Source organism: Halobacillus kuroshimensis DSM 18393 (assembly GCF_000425705.1).
GTDB classification, from domain to species: domain Bacteria; phylum Bacillota; class Bacilli; order Bacillales; family Halobacillaceae; genus Halobacillus; species Halobacillus kuroshimensis.
Map to the genome: position 1 here is coordinate 152,491 of NZ_AUDY01000014.1, position 18,049 is coordinate 170,539.

The window sequence follows — 18,049 nt, forward strand, 5'->3', positions numbered from 1 at the left end:
ATAATGAGTTGAGGAAGGTCCCTTATGTTTCTTTTAATGTTTTTGATTGGTGTTGTGACGGCTTTAGTGGGGAGCATCGCCGGCCTCGGCGGCGGTGTTATTTTAGTTCCTGTGCTCCTCTTTTTAGCCGATCATCTTCCATCCTTTGACTGGGTGAGTCCCCAGTCCATCGTTGGAGTTTCACTGGTCGTTATGATTTTCACCGGTATGTCGTCGACGATCTCGTATATCCGGCATAACCGTGTGGATAAAAAAATCGGCTTTATCTTTTTATATGGAAGTATTCCTGGAGGCATCTTCGGTTCCTGGCTGAATCAATTTTTTAAGACAGACGGGTTCTCTTTGTTTTTTGGAATTGTGATGATACTTGTTTCTCTATTGTTTTTTATTCCGAGGAGACCACCGGGCACACCGTTGTTCACAAGCGGGATAAAAAGAGAGAGAACCATAAATGGACAAACGTATACCTATCAAATGCCTCTATGGCTGGGGCTTTCCTTGTCATTTGCTGTTGGCATGCTCTCCGGTCTGCTCGGCATCGGCGGCGGTTCTTTGATGGTGCCTGCGATGATTCTGCTGCTGAATATTCCTCCGCATATCGCGACGGCTACATCGATGTTTATGATTTTCTTTGCCAGCATCACGAGTTCAGCCACCCATATTGCAATGGGGCATGTGGACTGGGCCGTCACGCTCTGGTTTATTCCGGGAGCCTATGCAGGAGGGATGCTTGGAGCTAAAATCAACCGTCACCTGAACGGGAAAGCAGTGGAATGGTTCTTAAGGATTCTGCTGATTATGATAGGGATACGCTTAATCTGGCAAGGGTTAGGGTGAGGAGACTGATGATGAAGGAAAAACTGCACGTATACTATACAAGTGATCTTCATAGTCACTTTGAGAATTGGCCCCAGATTGTCGGCTATTTTCGAGAGAAGAAAAAAATCCATGATCAAAAAGGGGAAGACTACTGGCTGTTGGATAACGGCGATCACGTCGACCGTTTTCATCCTATAACCGAAGGATTGATGGGCAAGGGAAACGTTGACCTATTGAATCAGGCTGGTTATTCCGTAGCGACCCTAGGAAATAACGAAGGGATTACACTTGCCAAAGAGGACCTTCATAAACTCTATGACGAAGCGGACTTTCAAGTGGTCTGTGCCAATCTGGAGTGCTTGGAATCTCCTGCACCGGAATGGCTCAAACCGTATCATATCCTCCACTCCAGCAAAGGCACGAGGGTAGCCGTCATTGGTTTGACTGCTCCTTTCCAAGCCTTTTATCAGAAACTTGGATGGGATGTCCATTCACCATATGACTGGCTGGATAAGCTGCTGCCGGAAGTGAAGGAGAAAGCAGACATCGTCGTTCTATTATCCCACCTTGGGATTAATGAAGATGAAGAAATCGCACGAAGGTACAATGGAATTGATCTCATTATCGGAGGCCACACGCATCACCTTTTTCAAAACGGCGAGCTTGTAGAAGGTACGCTGCTGACAGCCGCTGGGAAGCACGGTACCCATCTTGGGGAGGTGCTGTTGGAATGGGACCACAAGGCCGGTGAAATCACGAGGAAGGAAGCTTATGCGGTTCCTACAGAGCAGATGAGAAAAGACGATCAGGTGACCGAATACTTAAGGCAGATCCGTGGGGAGGCTGTCCGCCGTCTGGAAACCCCTGTAGCCTATTTGGAAGAGGCGATGCATATTGCCTGGTTCCAGGACAGTCCGCTTATGTCCAGACTTACAGAGCAGCTCCGCACATGGACTTCATCTGATATAGCCATGTTGAATGCAGGCGTTCTTCTGGACCATCTGCCGGCAGGGGATATTACGTATGAGGACGTTCACCGGATCTGTCCGCATCCGATGAATCCATGCAAGGTGGAGTTAAGAGGAGATGAACTTCTTGAAGTCATCCGCGCTGCTCATACGAAGAAGTTGACAGAAATCCGCCTGAAAGGATTCGGATTCAGAGGAGAAGTCATAGGCAGAATGGTTTTTGCCGGCATTGATATTGAACGACGGCAGGATGAGGACGGAGAAGAGCGTGTGGTTCAAGTGCTGTACAACGGCAGGCCTGTGGAATACGATCAGACGTACACCTTTGCTACAGCGGATACATTTACGTTCGGTCGTTTCTTCCCTGAAATTGCTTATGCAGAAACGAAGCAATATTTTATGCCGGAACTCTTACGTGATTTACTGAAAAAAGAACTGACACAATAAAGCGTTCACCCCCTTGCCATGAATAAAAGCTGCAAGGGGGTGAATTGATATCAGTTACCTATGCAGCAGGCATATAAAGAAACTCTCTATTTTCTGAAGCAGGGACTATCTTTTGTGATTAGAGAAAGGGCGCTCCTCATATATATAGAAGGGGAGGGTGCCTGTATGCCTAAAAACCGAGTGACCAAACGATCGACCATCGGCAGGCGGATTGTCATCAGCCTGTTGTTTTTCGCCCTTTTCACGGTGCTGAGTCTCTGGTATATCAACAGAGGGGTTACGCCAGCGCTGGTCGAGATTGCTGAAACGAAAGCCCAGCAGCTGGCAAGAGATGCCATTAATGAAGCGGTAAGCAAACAGATTGCAGAGGATCTGCAATTTAATGATTTGGTGAAAATGGAAAAGGATGATCAGGGAAATGTTGTTTATATGGGTTGGAATTCTGTGCTTGTCAACAGAGCTCTGCGGGATACCACCATCAGGGTTCAAAATTTCCTGAAGCGGATGGAACTAGGGGAACTACCGATGGAGGATACGACACTGGAACCGGATCTCGATCCAGACCGTACTCCGGAAGAGCAGGGGGAGCAGCCGGCAACACTCATTGAACTTCCGATTGGGATGGCTACCAACAACAGTCTGCTTGCCAACCTTGGACCCAAGGTACCTGTACAGCTGCGTGTCATCGGAGATGTTCAGTCTGAAGTAGATATTGAAATGACGGAATACGGGATCAATGCCGCCTTGTTTGAATTGACCATCCACTTTGAGGTGAATGTCAGAATCGTCATCCCCTTTTCCACAGAAACGACGGTCGTCACCAACAATATTCCAATTGACCAGGCTACCATTCTCGGGGAAGTGCCGGAATATTTCGGAGGCATGTCCGGAGGCGACGGTGGGAATCCTTCGTTCTCCCTTCCGATGGAACCCTTGCAATAATGGCCGGTCACTGGTACAATACCAAAGAACTGAATATGCGTGACCTTATCAGATCGGTGAGGTAGAGGCGCAGGCATCATGAGTAGCTGATGGGAGTTTGACAAGCCGGGATCATTAGTGAAAGGGAGGGCCTGCCGAAGTGTGGCTTAACACGTCAAGTTTTGACACGCTGGTGTATACCTGAAGAAGGCATACACTGTCATGCATGCTTTTGGGTGCATGGGGCGCTACTGATCGAAATGGAGGATAATCAAGTTGTCTGCAGACAGTGATGGATTATTTTCTGTCATTGTTTTTTTATTTTATTCCTCATTTTATACCCACCAGTAGCCTTCCATTCCCGTAACATCAAGATATACGGAGGGGAAACACATGGAAGGAACCATCTTTTCTTTAGTTCCAGCAATACTTATGCTTATCCTTGTCTTAGTCACAAGGCGCGTCATCTTGTCCCTTGGGATAGGGATTATCGTCGGAGCATTCATGCTCACACAAATGGATATTGGAGCAGGTCTGGGCTTGATCTGGTCTATATTTGCCGGTATTTTCGTCAGCGAAGGGGCATTAAACACAGGGAATCTATATCTCTTGTCCTTTTTATTTCTGCTCGGAGTCGCCACAGCCTTTATGACGGCCTCCGGAGGCAGCCGTGCTTTCGGTAAGTGGGCCGTTGAAAGGATCCGGACGAGAAAAGGGGCCAAGCTTGTTCCGTCCATTCTAGGTATCATCATTTTTATTGATGACTACTTTAATGCTCTTGCAGTCGGACAGGTCGCACGTCCTGTAACAGATCGCTATAAAGTATCCAGAGCAAAACTGGCCTACTATATTGACTCCACTTCAGCGCCGATTACGGTCATATCACCGATATCCAGCTGGGGGGCTTATATTATCGGGACGATTGGCAGTATTCTTGCGGCCAATGAGATTTCGAACTATCAGGCTTTTGAAGCTTTCGTTCTTATGATCCCGGCAAACTTCTATGTATTTGCTGCACTGCTTCTCGTATTTTTGACGATTTATCTTCGTCTGGATATTGGTCCGATGAAAGCGCATGAAAACAGAGCCAAGGATACAGGCGAGCTTCACAACCCGGATAGGGGGGATGTGCCCGGCGACTTGAATAATGAATTCAAGGAGCATGATAACGGGAAGATTTCTCACTTAATCTGGCCGATTGTAACTTTGATCATCGGTACAGTCGGAATGATGGTATATACAGGAATTCAAAGTTCAGAAGGAACCGCGGATATCCTTTCCATCTTTGCTAATACGAACGTAAACATTTCCTTGTTTGCCGGAGGAATCATTAGTGTGGTCACAGCCCTGGTTTTATATGTCGGGCAGCCGTCACCGAAATCCGGTTTGCTGCACGTATTTCTTCAAGGGTTAAAAGCAATGCTGCCGGCGATCTACATTCTGATTGCTGCCTGGATGATCGGCGACATTATCAGCCGCCTGCAGACAGGTGAATATCTCGCCCAGCAGTTCAGCCAGGCGGATATTAACATTTCCTATCTGCCTTTAATAATCTTCCTGTTATCTGGTTTTATGGCCTTGTCTACAGGAACGTCGTGGGGAACCTTTGGAATTATGCTTCCGATTGCAGGTGAGATCGCTGCCGTAACGGACCCATCCTTCCTTTTGCCTGCACTATCCGCCGTGCTTGCGGGTTCTGTATTCGGAGATCACTGCTCACCGATTTCTGATACGACAATTCTTTCGTCCACAGGGGCGGGAGCCAATCACATTGATCACGTATTGACGCAGCTTCCATATGCCATCATTGCAGCGGTGGCTGCTTCAGTCGGCTATGTTGTACTGGGCCTTACAGGGCAGGTTTGGGTGCCGCTGCTGCTGTCCCTTATCATTGTTCTCATAACAGCACTGATCATTCATAAACTGAATCCTGAAAAAGGATAGAAAAAATGATGAGTTGAAAAGAGGAGGAACTTCTATTTATTAGAAGTTCCTCCTCTTTATTCTCCAACACTTTACAAGTTGAAAGGCAGAGGAAGCATCCCTCTGCCTTTTTCATTCCTAAGTCCTAAGACTTCCTAATCTGGTATTTTCTGAAAATTGAAAAATTCTTTTGACAAGCCACTGCGCTGTCGTTATAATTTAAACAGAATTATCAGAAAAATAAAAATTGAGGGACATTAACCGACGTTCCTCTCAGGGAGGTCTTTCACATGGAAAATCGCGCACAATGGGGTACACGTGCCGGATTTATCCTGGCAGCCGTAGGTTCTGCCATTGGTTTGGGGAACATTTGGCGTTTTCCGGCTGTAGCTTATGAAAACGGAGGCGGAGCATTTTTTATTCCTTATTTGTTTGCTCTTCTAACCGCAGGTATTCCACTATTGATCATGGAGTTCACCATCGGTCATAAGTACCGTGGATCTGCACCGTTGTCCTTTTTCCGGATGAGCAGAAAAACAGAGTGGATCGGCTGGTGGGGTGTGCTGGTTGCGTTTGTTATATCCACTTATTATGCGGTCATTATCGGATGGGCAATTTCCTACAGTGTATTTTCTTTCAATCTATCATGGGGTGATGATACCGAAGGCTTTTTATTCAGTGACTATCTGCAATTATCTGTTAATCCCGGCGAGACCGGAAGCCTTGTCCCAGGTGTCCTGATTCCTCTGCTCATTGTATGGGTGATTACACTTGGGGTCCTGTTCAAGGGAGTCAAAAAGGGAATTGAGACAGCGAACAAAATCTTCATTCCTACGCTTGTCGTCCTTTTCATGATTATCGTGATACGTGCCCTTACACTTCCTGGAGCTGCGCAGGGTCTTCAGGCCTTTTTCGAACCGAATTTCTCAGCGATCATGGATAGTTCGGTATGGGTGGCTGCCTATGGGCAGATTTTCTTCAGTCTTTCCATTGCCTTTGCTATTATGATTACTTATTCCAGTTATCTTCCGAAAAAATCGGATATTACTAATAACGCGTTTATTGCTGGTTTCAGTAATTCAGGCTTTGAATTACTTGCTGGTATTGGAGTATTCGCCGCCCTTGGCTTCATGGCCTCCCAGAGTGGAGTTCCTGTAAACGAAGTCGTAAGCGGCGGAGTGGGACTGGCCTTTGTCGTTTTCCCGCAGATCATTAATGAATTTCCTGCTTTGAATGGGTTGTTCGGATTTTTATTCTTCCTCTCCCTTGTACTTGCAGGGCTGTCTTCACTGATTTCCATCTCTGAAACGTATGTCGCAGGGATCAGCGAGAAGTTTGGTATTTCCAGAACGAAAGCTGTAGCCTTTGGAGGCGGAACAGCAGCCGTTATCTCACTGTTGTTTGCTACGCAGGGTGGGTTGTTCTTCCTGGATGCTGCCGACTACTTCATCAACCAGTTTGGTGTCGCCTTCGTCGGGCTTGTCGAAGTCGTAGTCATTGCCTGGTTCCTTCGTAAGCTCAATGATTTTCAGTCGCACGCCAATGAAATATCCGATATCCGTCTCGGAACATGGTGGAAAGTGTCCCTTGGACTTATTACACCACTCGTACTTGGATATATGATGTTCGACCTGTTTAAAACGAACCTGGCGAAAGAGTTCGACACAGATACAGGAAACTACGAAGGATATGCAGATGGGTTCATTCTTTTCGGTGGCTGGTTTGTGGCAGCGTTCGCCCTCATCGTCGGAGTGTTGATGATGTTTAAACGCTGGAACGCCAAAGCTTTCGAAGAGGAAAAAAAGGAGGTAAGCTGACATGACAGCAGGTGCAGTAATTACCATGGTTATCGGAATGGTTGTCATCTGGGGAGGTCTGGCAGCGAGCATTACGAACGCTGTGAAAAAAGCTAAATAATCAAAGGCGCCGCATCAGCGGCGCCTTTTAGTTTGTGTCATGATCGAGCGTTTCACTTGCCCTTTCAAGAAGTGTGATCAATTTCTTTCCGCAGATGAAGGTATCCAAGGAAAAATCATATTAAACCGCCACACGCGTGCGAAGTCTGTCTCCCTATTAACTAATGTTTGTACTTTTCTGATTTTTCTTTTAAAATTATATCGAATTTGATTATATATTTTGTAGGGGGTTCAGTTTGAATAAGATTGAGCGAATAATGAAGCCCATTCATATAGGGTTCACAACATTATGTTTGATTTATTTACTTTTAATATTTATCACTGATATAGTTTTATCTCCACCAATTCTTTTTGCCTTTTTCATTGTCATTCCGTTGGGTAGGGCAAGTTTCCGACAAAGTGAAGGCCATAAAATTGATGCTATTGCCTCTCTTGGTTTGAGTTTGTTTTCCTTGGCAGCACTCGTTATTTCTTTAATTTAAAAAGGACGCCTTTCCATTGAATGAAGGGCGTCCTTCTTTTCATCTCATCATTTGAACAGATCAAGTGGAGTGTTCGGTGGTGACGCCTGCGGGAAAAGCGCGAGACGAAGATCCACTTGGACAGATGGTCTTCCTGTCCAAGTTAGCTGAGGCCGTGCCCGCGGCAAGCATCCACCGATAAACGGAACATGGTCATCCACAAGAGGTGCTTTTTTTATTCTGCCATCCGTTCCCATCGTCTTAAAAATGGATAGGGATCGAAGGACCATTCATTCTTCCCATTATCCTGGTACATCCCGTAGTGCAGGTGCGGTGGAAACTTACCGGACGTTCCCGGCGGCCCGTAACCCGAGGCACCAACGGCTCCGATAACATCGCCAGGTTGAACGACATCGCCCACTTTAATCTCTTTGGAAAAGTTCTGCAGATGGGCGTAATAGTGATAGATGTTGTAAATATCGCGGATGCCGATACGCCAGCCTCCATACGTATTCCATCCCTTCATTTCGACGACGCCGTACGTCGTGGATTTGACAGGAACTCCGTAGCCGGCAAAGATATCGGTCCCTTCATGAATCCTCCGTCCTCCAAATCCCCGCGCATCTCCCCATGTGCTCCGGTAACTGTAGTTGTACTGTTTAGGAAGAGGGAAATCCCGGTTCGTTAAATGCACCGTTTTGAACTTACGGAAAACTTCAGCGGAATGCATAATCGTCTGAACCGTCAAATCCCGCTTATAGTATTGAAATAATGCAATTTTGATATCATCTTCTGTGGTTCCGAACGATTTTATATACCGGCCGAGCGACCATAGTACGTCCTCATCGTTATGGATGTCTGCTTTATCATCACCATTGCCGTCTGACCCCCATCCATTGGGAGAGACTGCAGAAGGGAAAGCGTCAGAGGAGCCTGACCAGAACACCGGATCAAATTCGATAGCTGTAACCCGGCCTTCATCAGGATCATCGTGTACCTGACGCTCATACTGGTCGACAGCCGCAAGATATTCCCATGGGATATCGGTAACGGCTGAAGTTTTTTTATAGAGCGCCATCCGCTCTTGGCTTTCCTTTTCATCCGGGGCTGCATGGATGGTGCCTGTGGAAAAGGAGAGCGCGGCAATTAAGATTCCTGTAACGAGTGCTGTACCTTTCATATTCTCACCTACAACAAATTGATACTCTTAGGATGAACAAAGGATCATCAGGTATGAATGGTAAATTCATGAGGCTAATTTTCCATCCCGGTTTCTGCTTCTGTATTCGTATTCGGCCCTACATTCGGCTGATTTGGATTGGTTTCATCCACTTTTCCTTGAGGGGACTGCTTCATTTTTTTAATGATGCTGCTGATGGTACTGTTGTATCCTTCATCATAGACGGTGGAGTTGCTCAGGCTTTGGATATCTCCAAAGGAAGCGGGATTATCGGACACATAGACATGGTAAAAACTCGGGACAAGAGAATAGGCGGTCTTTTGAACCATGTCTGCGGCTGTTTGGCGGTCAGTGTCATCCGCGCGCTTATAGGCAACAAGCACTTCGTTGTCCGTTACAGCTGTTGCTACGTCATCAAACTGATCGTATCGTAAAATCATGCGGGAAATCATGTCCGCCATCTGCTCTCTGTTCACTTTAATCTGACGGTTTCTTTCCTCGTCCTGGTCCAGTTGGTTTTTCTCGAAGCGCACATAGCCGACCTGGCCGTCTTTCGGTTCGGTATTGTATCCGTCCATAGCATTTCCGCTGAGTGTATCACCGTCCATTAATTGTTGAGCTTCTTCTTCCTTCGTCTCCTGGCATCCGGCTAGAAGACCGCAGAGGAGAAGAGTGGTAGCAATTTGTTTGAGCTTCATGATAGATCCTCCTTGGCATATGGGTGTATTTTTATGGTGGGCACTTTTATTGGAAACATACCTGTTCATTTTTTCAGGACGTTTCCTTCCTGTTGGAAAAATGTGATACACTAATGGGTAGATAGAGGTGATGGATGTGATTGAAATTTCAGGTAAAACGTTTGATATTCTGGAGAATCACCAGGAGGGCTTTCAACAGGAAGAAGTGGAAGGCCGCTTCAGCGACATATTGAATAAATACGATTTTATCGTAGGGGACTGGGGATATGGTCAGCTCCGTCTGAAGGGATTTTACGATGATCAGAATTCCAAGGCGACCTTCGATACAAAAATCAGCACTTTGGAAGATTACTTATATGAATACTGCAATTTTGGCTGTGCTTATTTTGTTCTTAAGCGGATCCGACAGTAAAACCGGCGTGTTTCCAAAACACACGCCGTTTTTTTTAATGATCTTCCTGAGAGGGTTTTATATCAGCGTTTGATTCGTCGTGCAGGGGATGGGCTCCATCCTCCTGACGGGGCAGATCCTCATGGAGGGACTTGTATTCGTAATTAAACGCACTGTAATACCTCTGTTTATTTGTCCAGGGGGAACTTTTCTCATTGGAAACAGGCTCATGCTTATTCCGTGGGGATCCATAGGCTCCTTCCGGAAGCTGTTCCGGGACCAGATAGTTCCGCTGGGCTTCTACGTTGGCAAAATCGGAATAGTCTTTCTTTTTCTTGTCGCTCATCATATTTGACCTCCTTATGCTTAGAGTGAGCGTAAGGAACGGATTTATGCTACAGGAGATATGGAAGATAGTTTCTGAGCTCTTCAGCTTCCATCGCACTCAGCTGGAATAAATGCTCCAGGTATCCGTCCCTGTTGATGTTTTCTTCATCCAGAAGCCCCTGTCTGTTTTTAGGCAGGTTGATGACGAGAGATTGGTTTTGGAAATACTCTGCTTTCATAATAGCAAGTTCGAACCGATGACTGCCTGCGGTAAACGAAACGAACCGTGTGCTTGTATCCTGGGTAACATCTTCTAATAGTGGACGTTGGGACATCCTTTACACTCCTTTTGTTCGTGCTCTTCTGCATAGTTATCAGGTAGTATATCCAATACGCTGGAATTTATCGACCGAAAATAGTTGTGGTATGATAACGGTAGCATGGACTTTATCAGTCAGGAGGGTTTTACATGTATTTTGTGGATCGGGAAAAAATTGAAAAGATCTTATCTTATATGGAAACGATACAAGCAGAAGTGAGAAAGCAGGGGTTTTCCACATTCCGGGAGAAGCTTGTACTGGAGCGTTTGACACACCTTATTGTCGAGGCTGTATTAGATGTCGGCAATATGATGATTGATGGTTTTATTATGCGCGATCCGGGCAGTTATGATGATATTATCGATATCTTACTTGATGAAAAGGTTCTTCCTGCTGAACATGAGGAAGCATTTAAACAGTTCATTCAATTAAGGAAGATGATCGTCCACGAATATACGGAGGTGGATCATGAGTCTGTCGAACGTGCATGGACGACGTATCAACAGGCACTGGAAGCTTTCCCTGAGCGGATCCGCATGTACCTCGATCACGAACTGGGTCCTGTATCCGCTTTTTCAAAAACCACTACGAAAGGGGAAGACTGATGAAACATTATCAGGGGTACCTGGTGGATTTGGATGGGACGATGTATAAAGGGGAAGCGGCCGTGGACGGGGCTTCTCACTTTATTGACCATCTCATCGGTCTTCAGGTCCCTTTTTTATTTTTGACTAATAATTCCTCCCGTACGCAGGATCAGATTGCAGCGAAATTGAACAAGCTTGGTGTGAAAGCCCGGCCTGATCAAGTGTATACAAGCAGTTTAGCAACGGCTGACTTCATTAAGGAGAAGAAGGAGCAGGCACGAGTGTATGTAATTGGGGAGGAAGGTCTTCATAAGGCTCTTACAGACCGGGGGCATACCCTTGTGGAGGAGGGTGCAGATTTTGTAGTCATCGGCATCGACCGGGAAATTTCCTATACCAAGCTTGCCCGCGCCTGCCTCGAAGTGAGGAAGGGAGCCGGTTTTGTGAGTACGAACAGCGACACAGCCATTCCGACAGATAAGGGGATGCTTCCTGGAAACGGAGCCCTGACAAGTGTTATTGCTGTCAGTACGGGGGTGGATCCCACCTTTGTCGGTAAGCCGGAGCCGATCATTATGGAGCGGGCTTTGAAGGAGCTGCAGCTTCAGGCGGACCACGTATTGATGGTGGGCGACAACTATCACACCGATATCCTCGCCGGCATGAAAGCAGGGGTGGACACATTGATGGTGGAAACCGGATTGAGCTCATTTCATGAGATAGAAGCTCATACCCATCAGCCTACCTATAAAAAGCTGAACCTACACGAGTGGTTAAACGGCCATAAAGGGTAAATAAAAATCACCACCTGCTTCATGAAGCAGGTGGTGATTTTTTTATAAAACGTAAGGGCCGAAGAAGATGGTGATCAAAGCGACGTGAACGCTGATGAAGTAGGTGATCTGAACAGGGATTGACCAATCTCTTCGTTTTGCACCGGTTTTCAGAATTCCAAAGGAGATCAGGGCAAAACCAAGGATGAAAATGATCGGACTTCCGGGGAAGCTTAAATAATCAGGTGCCCTGGCGAGGAGCTTTTCTGAGAATAAGGGACTGCGCACAAGAATGGCGGCTGCCAGATAAATGGCGATACCCGTGAGCAGAATCCATGTACGGTCCTGGTCCAGCGCGTCTCTTTTAACAAACATTAGAATCACAAGGAACAAAAGCGGCCATATATACCAGAACGTCATAATGAGGAGTCCGAAAAAGCTGTAGGAAAGCATCCCCATTGTTTTTCCCAGTGCTCCTAAAAGGACACGGGAGTTCCATGTGTCAGCCTTCTCAATGATTTCAGGGTTCTGGGATGATAAGAGGAGTTTGTGACTGTCCCCGCCTTTATCAACCCAGATTACACTGTTATCTTGAATTTGAACCGGGTGGGTGGACAGATCTGGTGTGTTGCTTATCCGTGTGATTTCTCCAACCCCGGAAGCACCGAGCGGGGCTTTATAAATGTTAAACTGGCTGTTTTCACCGAATCTTGTATTGGTGGCCCCCACCGCTTTAAACAGCAGGGAGGTACCCTCTTTCTGAGGATGCAGACTCATATCCGATATTTCTCTGAGAGGCTGCGAAGAAACGGGATCAATAAAGGAAAGGCTGGTGGTCTGTAAAGGTTCTTGAAAGGAAGTGGTTCCGAAATAATAATGGTTTTCCATCTGACCAGAAGCAGATTGTTTCTGAACTGTTGATATAAGCACAGCGGCTTCCTTGTTCTGCACTGTAAACTGGATGTCCTTAATACTTTCAGAACCGGACGGTACAAAAGCGGCTTCTCCGATCTTTTTCACTTCATTGTCCACGTGTTCAAAGAAGTGCAAGTGACGGCCTTTCTCATCTGTGTACTCTTCCATAAGGTAAGTTCCTTCATCCGTCTCTGCCGTTCCCACCTTGGAATCATTGGAGGTGAGTGTCATCAGCTTGCTGCTTTCATAATTGGTTGGATCTATGGCGTAAAGGGCGGGCCCTTTTTGAAAAAACGCAGCTGAGGATGTGGGAATAAAGCCGTCAATATCCGTCAGTTTTTCTTCTGTATCTCCGCGGTATAAGCTGTAGTAATCAGAATAGAGGAGTTTGTCATCTTCTATGTAAAAGCTTGTAAACTTATCCACGGGAATCGAGTAGTGCTGCTCATCCGTTTCTGTGTAGTTGTCATCATAGGTATGTTGGGTAATCCCACTGTCGGTAAGATAGGAAATCCGCACGCCATCTTTTGATTTCTGAATACGAGGCTGTTTAACCGCGGCGGTTTCCCCAACCTCCCAATCTCTGCTCCAATCCTGATCGGCAGGTTCCGTAACTTCCTGGTAATTTTCAAAAAATAAAAGCATAATACCTGCTGCAATGATGATCAGCGGCAGGATCCATACAAGTTTTAAATGCAGCGTCTTCACGTTATCCGCCCCCTTTTCTATGTATACGTAGTGGAGAGCGGTGAAGTTTCATTGGATTACAAAAAACACCAGGCAGCTGCCTGGTGTGGGTACGTTCTATTCGTCATCTTCGTCGTCGCCTACAATGCTGTGGGCCAGCCGGCTGGAAGCAGCTGCTGCAATGGCTCCTACAATATCATCGAGGAATGTATGGCATTCGCCGGAAGATTTATCATTCAGTTTCTGGAGAATTCCAGGTTTCTGCTTATCAATATAGCCGTAGTTGGTAAATCCGATCGATCCGTACACATTGACGATGGAAAAAGCAATGATTTCATCGATTCCATACAGGCTTTCGTCCACTTCGATGGTGGACTGAAGCGGCTCTGTAAGCATTTTCTTTTCGGCCAGGCGGTCCATCTCGATTCCTGTGATCACAGCGTTCTGGACTTCCCGTTTGGTGAGGACCTTGTTTACATTGAACCGGCACTCATCCATCGATAGGTCATCATGGTATTTCGACTGCAGATAATAAACAAGATCGGCGATATCGTCGATGGTGACGCCTCTTTCTGTCAGCCATTCCCGTGCGGTTTTTTCAAGACTGGATACTTTCTTCTCATTTGCCATAGCGAACTACCTCCCTGCTCTCTCTTTGGTCGCGATGTTACTATACCCGCGTTTATTGTTTCACAAACGACTGGTGTTATGTTCATTATATCAAAAGTCCGGGTTCTCCGTGAAAAAACGTGCCCTTTTTCTTATGTGTTACACTGGAAGAAAAAGGAGTGGAGATGCTGTTATGGGGAAACCGTCAATTTTTATTACCCGCCGTCTGCCGGCAGAAGTTGTTGAACCTTATCAGGAGCAGTTGGATATCGAGATGTGGCCGGAAGAGGATGAAGCCGTCGACAGGGAGACGCTTTTAGCTGAGGCAGGTCGCGTGGACGGGCTGGTAACGATGCTGACCGACCAGGTGGACGAGGAGCTTCTGGCCGCTGGGAACTCTCTTGGGATTGTTGCCAATATGGCGGTTGGCTACGATAATGTGGATGTGAAAGCTGCAGAGAACATGGGGACGGCCATCACGAACACCCCGGATGTTTTGACGGAAACGACGGCCGACCTTACGTTCAGTCTGCTCATGGCCGCTGCCCGCCGGATTGTGGAGGCAGGAAACTATATTAAGGAAGACGCCTGGAACCACTGGTCTCCTTTACTGCTTGCCGGAACAGATGTGCATCATAAAACGATCGGAATCGTAGGTATGGGGCGGATAGGAGAAGCCGTGGCGCGGAGAGCCAAAGGTTTTCAAATGGACATTCTTTATCACAACCGCTCCAGAAAAGAGGATGTGGAAGATGAAATCGGCGCGAGGTATACCTCATTTGATGAGCTCTTGGAGAACGCGGATTATGTGGTCAGCCTGGCTCCATTGACGGATGAAACCCGGCATATGTTCAATGCTGAGGCTTTTCGAAAGATGAAGGACACCGCAATATTTATCAATGCATCCCGGGGGGCTTTGATGGATGAAAAAGCACTCGAAAAAGCGCTCAGAGACGAGCAGATCGCCGGTGCCGGTCTTGATGTGTTTGAGGAAGAACCGATCAGAGCGGGCCATCCGCTCGTTTCCATGCCCGGCGTTGTCTGTCTTCCCCATATCGGATCGGCAACGAAAGAGACCCGGTATAAGATGATGCGTCTCTGTCTGGATAATGTTGTCCGTTACTTCGAGGAGAAGCCGCTGCTCAGTCCGGTTTCCAGGTAAAAGAAGCCCGTACACGACAACGTGTACGGGCTTCTGATTATCTGATTTAGAAAACCTGCTCCACTTCATAAATGCCAGGGATCTCCTGAGAAAGCGCACGCTCAATACCTGCTTTCAAAGTGATGGTTGAACTTGGGCAGTTCCCGCAGGCACCCATAAGACGCAGACGTACAATACCATCCTCTACATCTACCAGCTCAACGTCTCCACCGTCACGAAGTAAAAATGGGCGAAGTTTGTTTAGTACTTCTTGAACCTGTTCATGCATGTTCAATCTTCCCCTTTCTTATAGTATCATTATAAAACGAAGTGACGAAAAAATCTATGGTCTCTGCTGATGTTCCTTTGGATTGAGAACTATTATCATTTTATCTTTTTCCGCTTCTTTTGTAAAATGGAAGTACGTATAAAAAAGGGGAGAGGGCCTCATGAATCAACCGGTTATTCGTGTATATGTATACGGGGCGGAAGTGAAGTGTGCAAGCTGTGTGAACGCTCCCGGCTCAAAAGAGACCTATGAGTGGCTGGAGGCCGCTTTAACAAGGAAGTACGGGGAGAAGAGCCTGCAGTTTCACTATTTTGATATCCATACAGAAAACCAGGAAGGCGTGGATATGGAAATCGTCCAGCAGCTGTTGAATGATGACCTGTTTTACCCGCTCGTCCTGGTGGAAGACCGAATCGTGGCGGAAGGAAATCCAAGGTTGAAGACGATATACAAATCTCTGGAAGAACATGGTCTTCAACAGGTAAGTAATTCCTAACGCAGAACCACCAGCGTATGATAAAATCATAAGGCGCAGGGTTCTTCCGAAAAAGAGGTGACGTGGATGAATCCATTGATTGAATTTTGTATCAATAATTTAGCTGAAGGTTCCCAAAAAGCTAAGGATGAACTGGAAAAGGATCCGGATCTTGATGTGATGGATTACGGCTGCTTGAGAAACTGCGGTCTTTGTTCGCAAAGCAATTATGCCCTTGTTGAAGGAGAACGTGTCATTGCCGATTCACCTGAAGAATTAGTCGATAAAATTTATCAACACTTGGACGAAACCCTGTAACAAGTGGAAAGGCATGACTTTTTCAATACAATGAGAGGCACCCGGTAAAGGGTGTCTTTTTACTTGGCTGAGCAGGTGCTGCTGTTTGATAAAAAGCAGGCCGGTTTAGTATACTGAAAAGAAGAAGAGAAAGGAGAGGCTTGGTATGATCCTGAACATTACAGAAGCTGCGGGTCATCAGATCAAAGAGATGATGAAGGAAGAAGAAGGAGATGTCCGTCTCCGCTTTGGCGTGAAAGGCGGCGGCTGCAGTGGATTGTCATATGCGATGGGCTTCGAGGATGAGATTAATGAAGAACTTGATCTTCTTGAAGATTCCAGCGGTATTCCTGTTGTCATCAACCGTCAGGATGCGGCGATTGTAGAAGGTACGACCATTGATTTTAAACAAAATATGATGGGCGGAGGCTTCACGATCGATAATCCGAATGCCATCGTTTCCTGTGGCTGCGGGTCTTCCTTTAAAACGGCGACGAACGCTGGAACACCAGACCCCAACTGCTGATAGATTCCAACCTTCCGGCTCACGGAAGGTTTTTTTTATGGGAACCACCACTCTCCTATCACAACCGGATAGGGGGAAGGAAGCAGAGCTTTATTAAGCTCCGGCTGCATGAAAAAAAGCCTGCAGAAAAACACAGGTTTCTCTGCAGGCTTTGTTCTTTAGGAGAACATACTCGTCGAGTGTTTCGGCTGTACACGCGCTCCTGGATCGATATAGGCTTTCGCATTGTTGACCGCTGTCGGACCTTCACCAAAACCCGATGCAATCAGTTTGACTTTACCCGGATAGGTACAGATATCGCCGGCGGCGTAAATGCCTTTGATATTCGTTTCCATTTTGGAGTTGACGACAATGCTGTTTTTGTCGATTTCAAGCTCCCAGTCCTTGATTGGACCAAGGGAGGAAATGAACCCGTAGTTGACGATGACATCATCAACGTCAATCGTCTCTGTACGATCGCCTTTAACTTCCTGAAGCTCGACTTTTTCAATGCGCTCCTCCCCGATAAACTGCTCAGGAGTGAAGGGTGTCATGACGTTGACGTTGGATTCGTTCAACTGGGACACACTGTGTTCGTGAGCTCTGAATTTATCTCTTCTATGGACAAGAGTGACCTGTTTGGCAATCGGCTCCAGCATTAATGCCCAGTCGACAGCAGAATCACCGCCGCCGGCAATCATCACGTTCTTATCACGGAAGTTGTCCATGTTACTGACGTGATAATGCAGGTTGGTATCTTCAAACCGTTCGGAGTCGGCCACTTTGAGTTTCCGTGGCTGGAATGCTCCGTTACCAGCTGTGACAATCACGGTTTTCGTGTAGTGGACATCTTTGTTCGTGGTCAGTTTTAAAGACTCATCTTCCATCCGCTCTACATGGATGACTTCCTCCTCAAGCGCAATGGTCGGGTTGAAAGCCATCGCCTGCTCCTCCAGGTTGTCAATCAGCTCCTGTGCACGGACTTTAGGAAAGCCGGCCACGTCAAAAATGTATTTTTCCGGATAAAGGGCAGTCAGCTGCCCTCCAAGGTGCGGGAGGCTTTCGATGATTTTGACACTCGCTTCACGCATTCCACCGTAAAAAGCTGTGAACAGACCGACGGGGCCGCCGCCGATGACTGTAATATCGTATATTTTATCGCTCATAATAAACCTCCTGAAAAAAATTTCACTAAAATTTATTCTATCATAAAAAAATTTACAATGGGAACACTGAACATATGTAAACCTTTCCAAAGGCACTAATTGTTCAATAATTTTGATAACTTGATTTTGGGTTGAAAATCAAGGGGAAAAGGTCTAAGATGATGATAGACCATATAGTTATGATTTGTGACATTTTTCACCTGATTTCAACAGGTTTTTTTAATGTCTTTTTGT

At 46.5% G+C, this 18,049-nt stretch carries 22 protein-coding genes and 1 riboswitch; of the genes, 14 read left to right on the top strand and 8 right to left on the bottom strand.

The window, feature by feature from the left end; all coding sequences use genetic code 11:
• Positions 1–24 precede the first annotated feature (24 nt).
• The 7 genes from H615_RS0117890 (at position 25) to H615_RS0117920 (ending at position 7,476) form a co-directional block, all read left to right on the top strand.
• A complete protein-coding gene (locus H615_RS0117890) occupies positions 25–837 on the top strand; it encodes a sulfite exporter TauE/SafE family protein (RefSeq protein ID WP_027956422.1) in 813 nt (270 codons plus the stop codon).
• An 11-nt stretch (positions 838–848) separates the two neighbouring features.
• Positions 849–2,234, top strand: a complete 1,386-nt coding sequence (locus H615_RS0117895; RefSeq protein WP_035532635.1) for a 5'-nucleotidase C-terminal domain-containing protein — start codon at positions 849–851, stop codon at positions 2,232–2,234.
• Between the two features lie 165 nt (positions 2,235–2,399).
• Complete coding sequence (yunB, locus tag H615_RS0117900; RefSeq protein WP_027956424.1) at positions 2,400–3,176, top strand: sporulation protein YunB; 777 nt, start codon at positions 2,400–2,402, stop codon at positions 3,174–3,176.
• 54 nt (positions 3,177–3,230) lie between these two features.
• Positions 3,231–3,414, top strand: a riboswitch (Lysine riboswitch).
• Between the two features lie 134 nt (positions 3,415–3,548).
• Positions 3,549–5,099 carry a Na+/H+ antiporter NhaC family protein gene (locus tag H615_RS0117905; protein WP_027956425.1) on the top strand — a complete coding sequence of 517 codons (1,551 nt, stop codon included), beginning with the start codon at positions 3,549–3,551 and terminating at the stop codon, positions 5,097–5,099.
• A gap of 269 nt (positions 5,100–5,368) precedes the next feature.
• Positions 5,369–6,895: a sodium-dependent transporter gene (locus H615_RS0117910; RefSeq protein WP_027956426.1), complete on the top strand. Its 1,527-nt coding sequence runs from the start codon at positions 5,369–5,371 to the stop codon at positions 6,893–6,895.
• A gap of 1 nt (position 6,896) precedes the next feature.
• The gene (locus H615_RS22430) at positions 6,897–6,995 is read left to right on the top strand and encodes a MetS family NSS transporter small subunit (RefSeq protein WP_156896525.1); all 99 of its coding nucleotides are present in this window, start codon (positions 6,897–6,899) and stop codon (positions 6,993–6,995) included.
• A gap of 235 nt (positions 6,996–7,230) precedes the next feature.
• Positions 7,231–7,476 (top strand): hypothetical protein, encoded by a 246-nt coding sequence (locus H615_RS0117920; RefSeq protein WP_027956427.1) that lies wholly within the window; start codon positions 7,231–7,233, stop codon positions 7,474–7,476.
• 214 nt (positions 7,477–7,690) lie between these two features.
• Here H615_RS0117920 and H615_RS0117925 read toward each other — a convergent pair whose 3' ends face one another.
• Entirely contained in the window at positions 7,691–8,635 is a 945-nt protein-coding gene (locus H615_RS0117925) for a M23 family metallopeptidase (RefSeq protein WP_027956428.1), read from the bottom strand.
• Between the two features lie 74 nt (positions 8,636–8,709).
• Positions 8,710–9,333, bottom strand: coding sequence for a YhcN/YlaJ family sporulation lipoprotein (locus H615_RS0117930; protein WP_027956429.1), 624 nt, complete (start codon positions 9,331–9,333; stop codon positions 8,710–8,712).
• Between the two features lie 136 nt (positions 9,334–9,469).
• On the opposite strand from H615_RS0117930, the gene H615_RS0117940 reads away from it, so the two are divergent.
• Positions 9,470–9,745 carry a YutD family protein gene (locus tag H615_RS0117940; protein ID WP_027956430.1) on the top strand — a complete coding sequence of 92 codons (276 nt, stop codon included), beginning with the start codon at positions 9,470–9,472 and terminating at the stop codon, positions 9,743–9,745.
• A 34-nt stretch (positions 9,746–9,779) separates the two neighbouring features.
• Here the strand turns inward: H615_RS0117940 and H615_RS0117945 are convergent, their stop codons facing one another.
• Both H615_RS0117945 and H615_RS0117950 read right to left on the bottom strand, forming a co-directional pair.
• Positions 9,780–10,070: a hypothetical protein gene (locus H615_RS0117945; RefSeq protein WP_027956431.1), complete on the bottom strand. Its 291-nt coding sequence runs from the start codon at positions 10,068–10,070 to the stop codon at positions 9,780–9,782.
• A gap of 49 nt (positions 10,071–10,119) precedes the next feature.
• The gene (locus H615_RS0117950) at positions 10,120–10,386 is read right to left on the bottom strand and encodes a DUF3055 domain-containing protein (RefSeq protein WP_027956432.1); all 267 of its coding nucleotides are present in this window, start codon (positions 10,384–10,386) and stop codon (positions 10,120–10,122) included.
• A gap of 134 nt (positions 10,387–10,520) precedes the next feature.
• Between H615_RS0117950 and hepT the strand changes: the two genes are divergently transcribed.
• Positions 10,521–10,976, top strand: a complete 456-nt coding sequence (hepT, locus tag H615_RS0117955; RefSeq protein WP_027956433.1) for a type VII toxin-antitoxin system HepT family RNase toxin — start codon at positions 10,521–10,523, stop codon at positions 10,974–10,976.
• Complete coding sequence (locus tag H615_RS0117960; RefSeq protein ID WP_027956434.1) at positions 10,976–11,752, top strand: TIGR01457 family HAD-type hydrolase; 777 nt, start codon at positions 10,976–10,978, stop codon at positions 11,750–11,752. Before hepT ends, H615_RS0117960 begins: the two co-directional genes overlap by 1 nt.
• Positions 11,753–11,794: 42 nt before the next feature.
• Here the strand turns inward: H615_RS0117960 and H615_RS0117965 are convergent, their stop codons facing one another.
• Together H615_RS0117965 and H615_RS0117970 are read right to left on the bottom strand one after the other, a co-directional pair.
• Entirely contained in the window at positions 11,795–13,354 is a 1,560-nt protein-coding gene (locus H615_RS0117965) for a hypothetical protein (protein WP_027956435.1), read from the bottom strand.
• A 96-nt stretch (positions 13,355–13,450) separates the two neighbouring features.
• The gene (locus H615_RS0117970) at positions 13,451–13,963 is read right to left on the bottom strand and encodes a phosphatidylglycerophosphatase A family protein (protein ID WP_027956436.1); all 513 of its coding nucleotides are present in this window, start codon (positions 13,961–13,963) and stop codon (positions 13,451–13,453) included.
• Positions 13,964–14,135: 172 nt separating this feature from the next.
• Here H615_RS0117970 and H615_RS0117975 point away from each other — a divergent pair, with 172 nt between their 5' ends.
• Positions 14,136–15,104: a 2-hydroxyacid dehydrogenase gene (locus H615_RS0117975; protein WP_027956437.1), complete on the top strand. Its 969-nt coding sequence runs from the start codon at positions 14,136–14,138 to the stop codon at positions 15,102–15,104.
• Positions 15,105–15,150: 46 nt separating this feature from the next.
• On the opposite strand, the gene H615_RS0117980 is transcribed toward H615_RS0117975, so the two are convergent.
• A complete protein-coding gene (locus H615_RS0117980; protein ID WP_027956438.1) occupies positions 15,151–15,372 on the bottom strand; it encodes a NifU family protein in 222 nt (73 codons plus the stop codon).
• 160 nt (positions 15,373–15,532) lie between these two features.
• Here H615_RS0117980 and H615_RS0117985 point away from each other — a divergent pair, with 160 nt between their 5' ends.
• The 3 genes from H615_RS0117985 (at position 15,533) to H615_RS0117995 (ending at position 16,670) form a co-directional block, all read left to right on the top strand.
• Positions 15,533–15,868, top strand: a complete 336-nt coding sequence (locus tag H615_RS0117985) for a YuzD family protein (RefSeq protein ID WP_027956439.1) — start codon at positions 15,533–15,535, stop codon at positions 15,866–15,868.
• 66 nt (positions 15,869–15,934) lie between these two features.
• Positions 15,935–16,165: a YuzB family protein gene (locus H615_RS0117990; RefSeq protein WP_027956440.1), complete on the top strand. Its 231-nt coding sequence runs from the start codon at positions 15,935–15,937 to the stop codon at positions 16,163–16,165.
• Between the two features lie 145 nt (positions 16,166–16,310).
• Positions 16,311–16,670 carry a HesB/IscA family protein gene (locus H615_RS0117995; protein ID WP_027956441.1) on the top strand — a complete coding sequence of 120 codons (360 nt, stop codon included), beginning with the start codon at positions 16,311–16,313 and terminating at the stop codon, positions 16,668–16,670.
• Positions 16,671–16,828: 158 nt separating this feature from the next.
• Here the strand turns inward: H615_RS0117995 and H615_RS0118000 are convergent, their stop codons facing one another.
• Positions 16,829–17,815 (bottom strand): NAD(P)/FAD-dependent oxidoreductase, encoded by a 987-nt coding sequence (locus H615_RS0118000; RefSeq protein ID WP_027956442.1) that lies wholly within the window; start codon positions 17,813–17,815, stop codon positions 16,829–16,831.
• Positions 17,816–18,049 lie beyond the last annotated feature (234 nt).

Coding starts and splice junctions, on each gene's coding strand:
- H615_RS0117890 (WP_027956422.1), top strand. CDS start 25: ATGTTTCTTTTAATGTTTTTGATTGGTGTTGTGACGGCTTTAGTGGGG.
- H615_RS0117895 (WP_035532635.1), top strand. CDS start 849: ATGAAGGAAAAACTGCACGTATACTATACAAGTGATCTTCATAGTCAC.
- yunB (WP_027956424.1), top strand. CDS start 2,400: ATGCCTAAAAACCGAGTGACCAAACGATCGACCATCGGCAGGCGGATT.
- H615_RS0117905 (WP_027956425.1), top strand. CDS start 3,549: ATGGAAGGAACCATCTTTTCTTTAGTTCCAGCAATACTTATGCTTATC.
- H615_RS0117910 (WP_027956426.1), top strand. CDS start 5,369: ATGGAAAATCGCGCACAATGGGGTACACGTGCCGGATTTATCCTGGCA.
- H615_RS22430 (WP_156896525.1), top strand. CDS start 6,897: ATGACAGCAGGTGCAGTAATTACCATGGTTATCGGAATGGTTGTCATC.
- H615_RS0117925 (WP_027956428.1), bottom strand. CDS start 8,635: ATGAAAGGTACAGCACTCGTTACAGGAATCTTAATTGCCGCGCTCTCC.
- H615_RS0117930 (WP_027956429.1), bottom strand. CDS start 9,333: ATGAAGCTCAAACAAATTGCTACCACTCTTCTCCTCTGCGGTCTTCTA.
- H615_RS0117945 (WP_027956431.1), bottom strand. CDS start 10,070: ATGAGCGACAAGAAAAAGAAAGACTATTCCGATTTTGCCAACGTAGAA.
- H615_RS0117950 (WP_027956432.1), bottom strand. CDS start 10,386: ATGTCCCAACGTCCACTATTAGAAGATGTTACCCAGGATACAAGCACA.
- hepT (WP_027956433.1), top strand. CDS start 10,521: ATGTATTTTGTGGATCGGGAAAAAATTGAAAAGATCTTATCTTATATG.
- H615_RS0117960 (WP_027956434.1), top strand. CDS start 10,976: ATGAAACATTATCAGGGGTACCTGGTGGATTTGGATGGGACGATGTAT.
- H615_RS0117970 (WP_027956436.1), bottom strand. CDS start 13,963: ATGGCAAATGAGAAGAAAGTATCCAGTCTTGAAAAAACCGCACGGGAA.
- H615_RS0117975 (WP_027956437.1), top strand. CDS start 14,136: ATGGGGAAACCGTCAATTTTTATTACCCGCCGTCTGCCGGCAGAAGTT.
- H615_RS0117980 (WP_027956438.1), bottom strand. CDS start 15,372: ATGCATGAACAGGTTCAAGAAGTACTAAACAAACTTCGCCCATTTTTA.
- H615_RS0117985 (WP_027956439.1), top strand. CDS start 15,533: ATGAATCAACCGGTTATTCGTGTATATGTATACGGGGCGGAAGTGAAG.
- H615_RS0117990 (WP_027956440.1), top strand. CDS start 15,935: ATGAATCCATTGATTGAATTTTGTATCAATAATTTAGCTGAAGGTTCC.
- H615_RS0117995 (WP_027956441.1), top strand. CDS start 16,311: ATGATCCTGAACATTACAGAAGCTGCGGGTCATCAGATCAAAGAGATG.
- H615_RS0118000 (WP_027956442.1), bottom strand. CDS start 17,815: ATGAGCGATAAAATATACGATATTACAGTCATCGGCGGCGGCCCCGTC.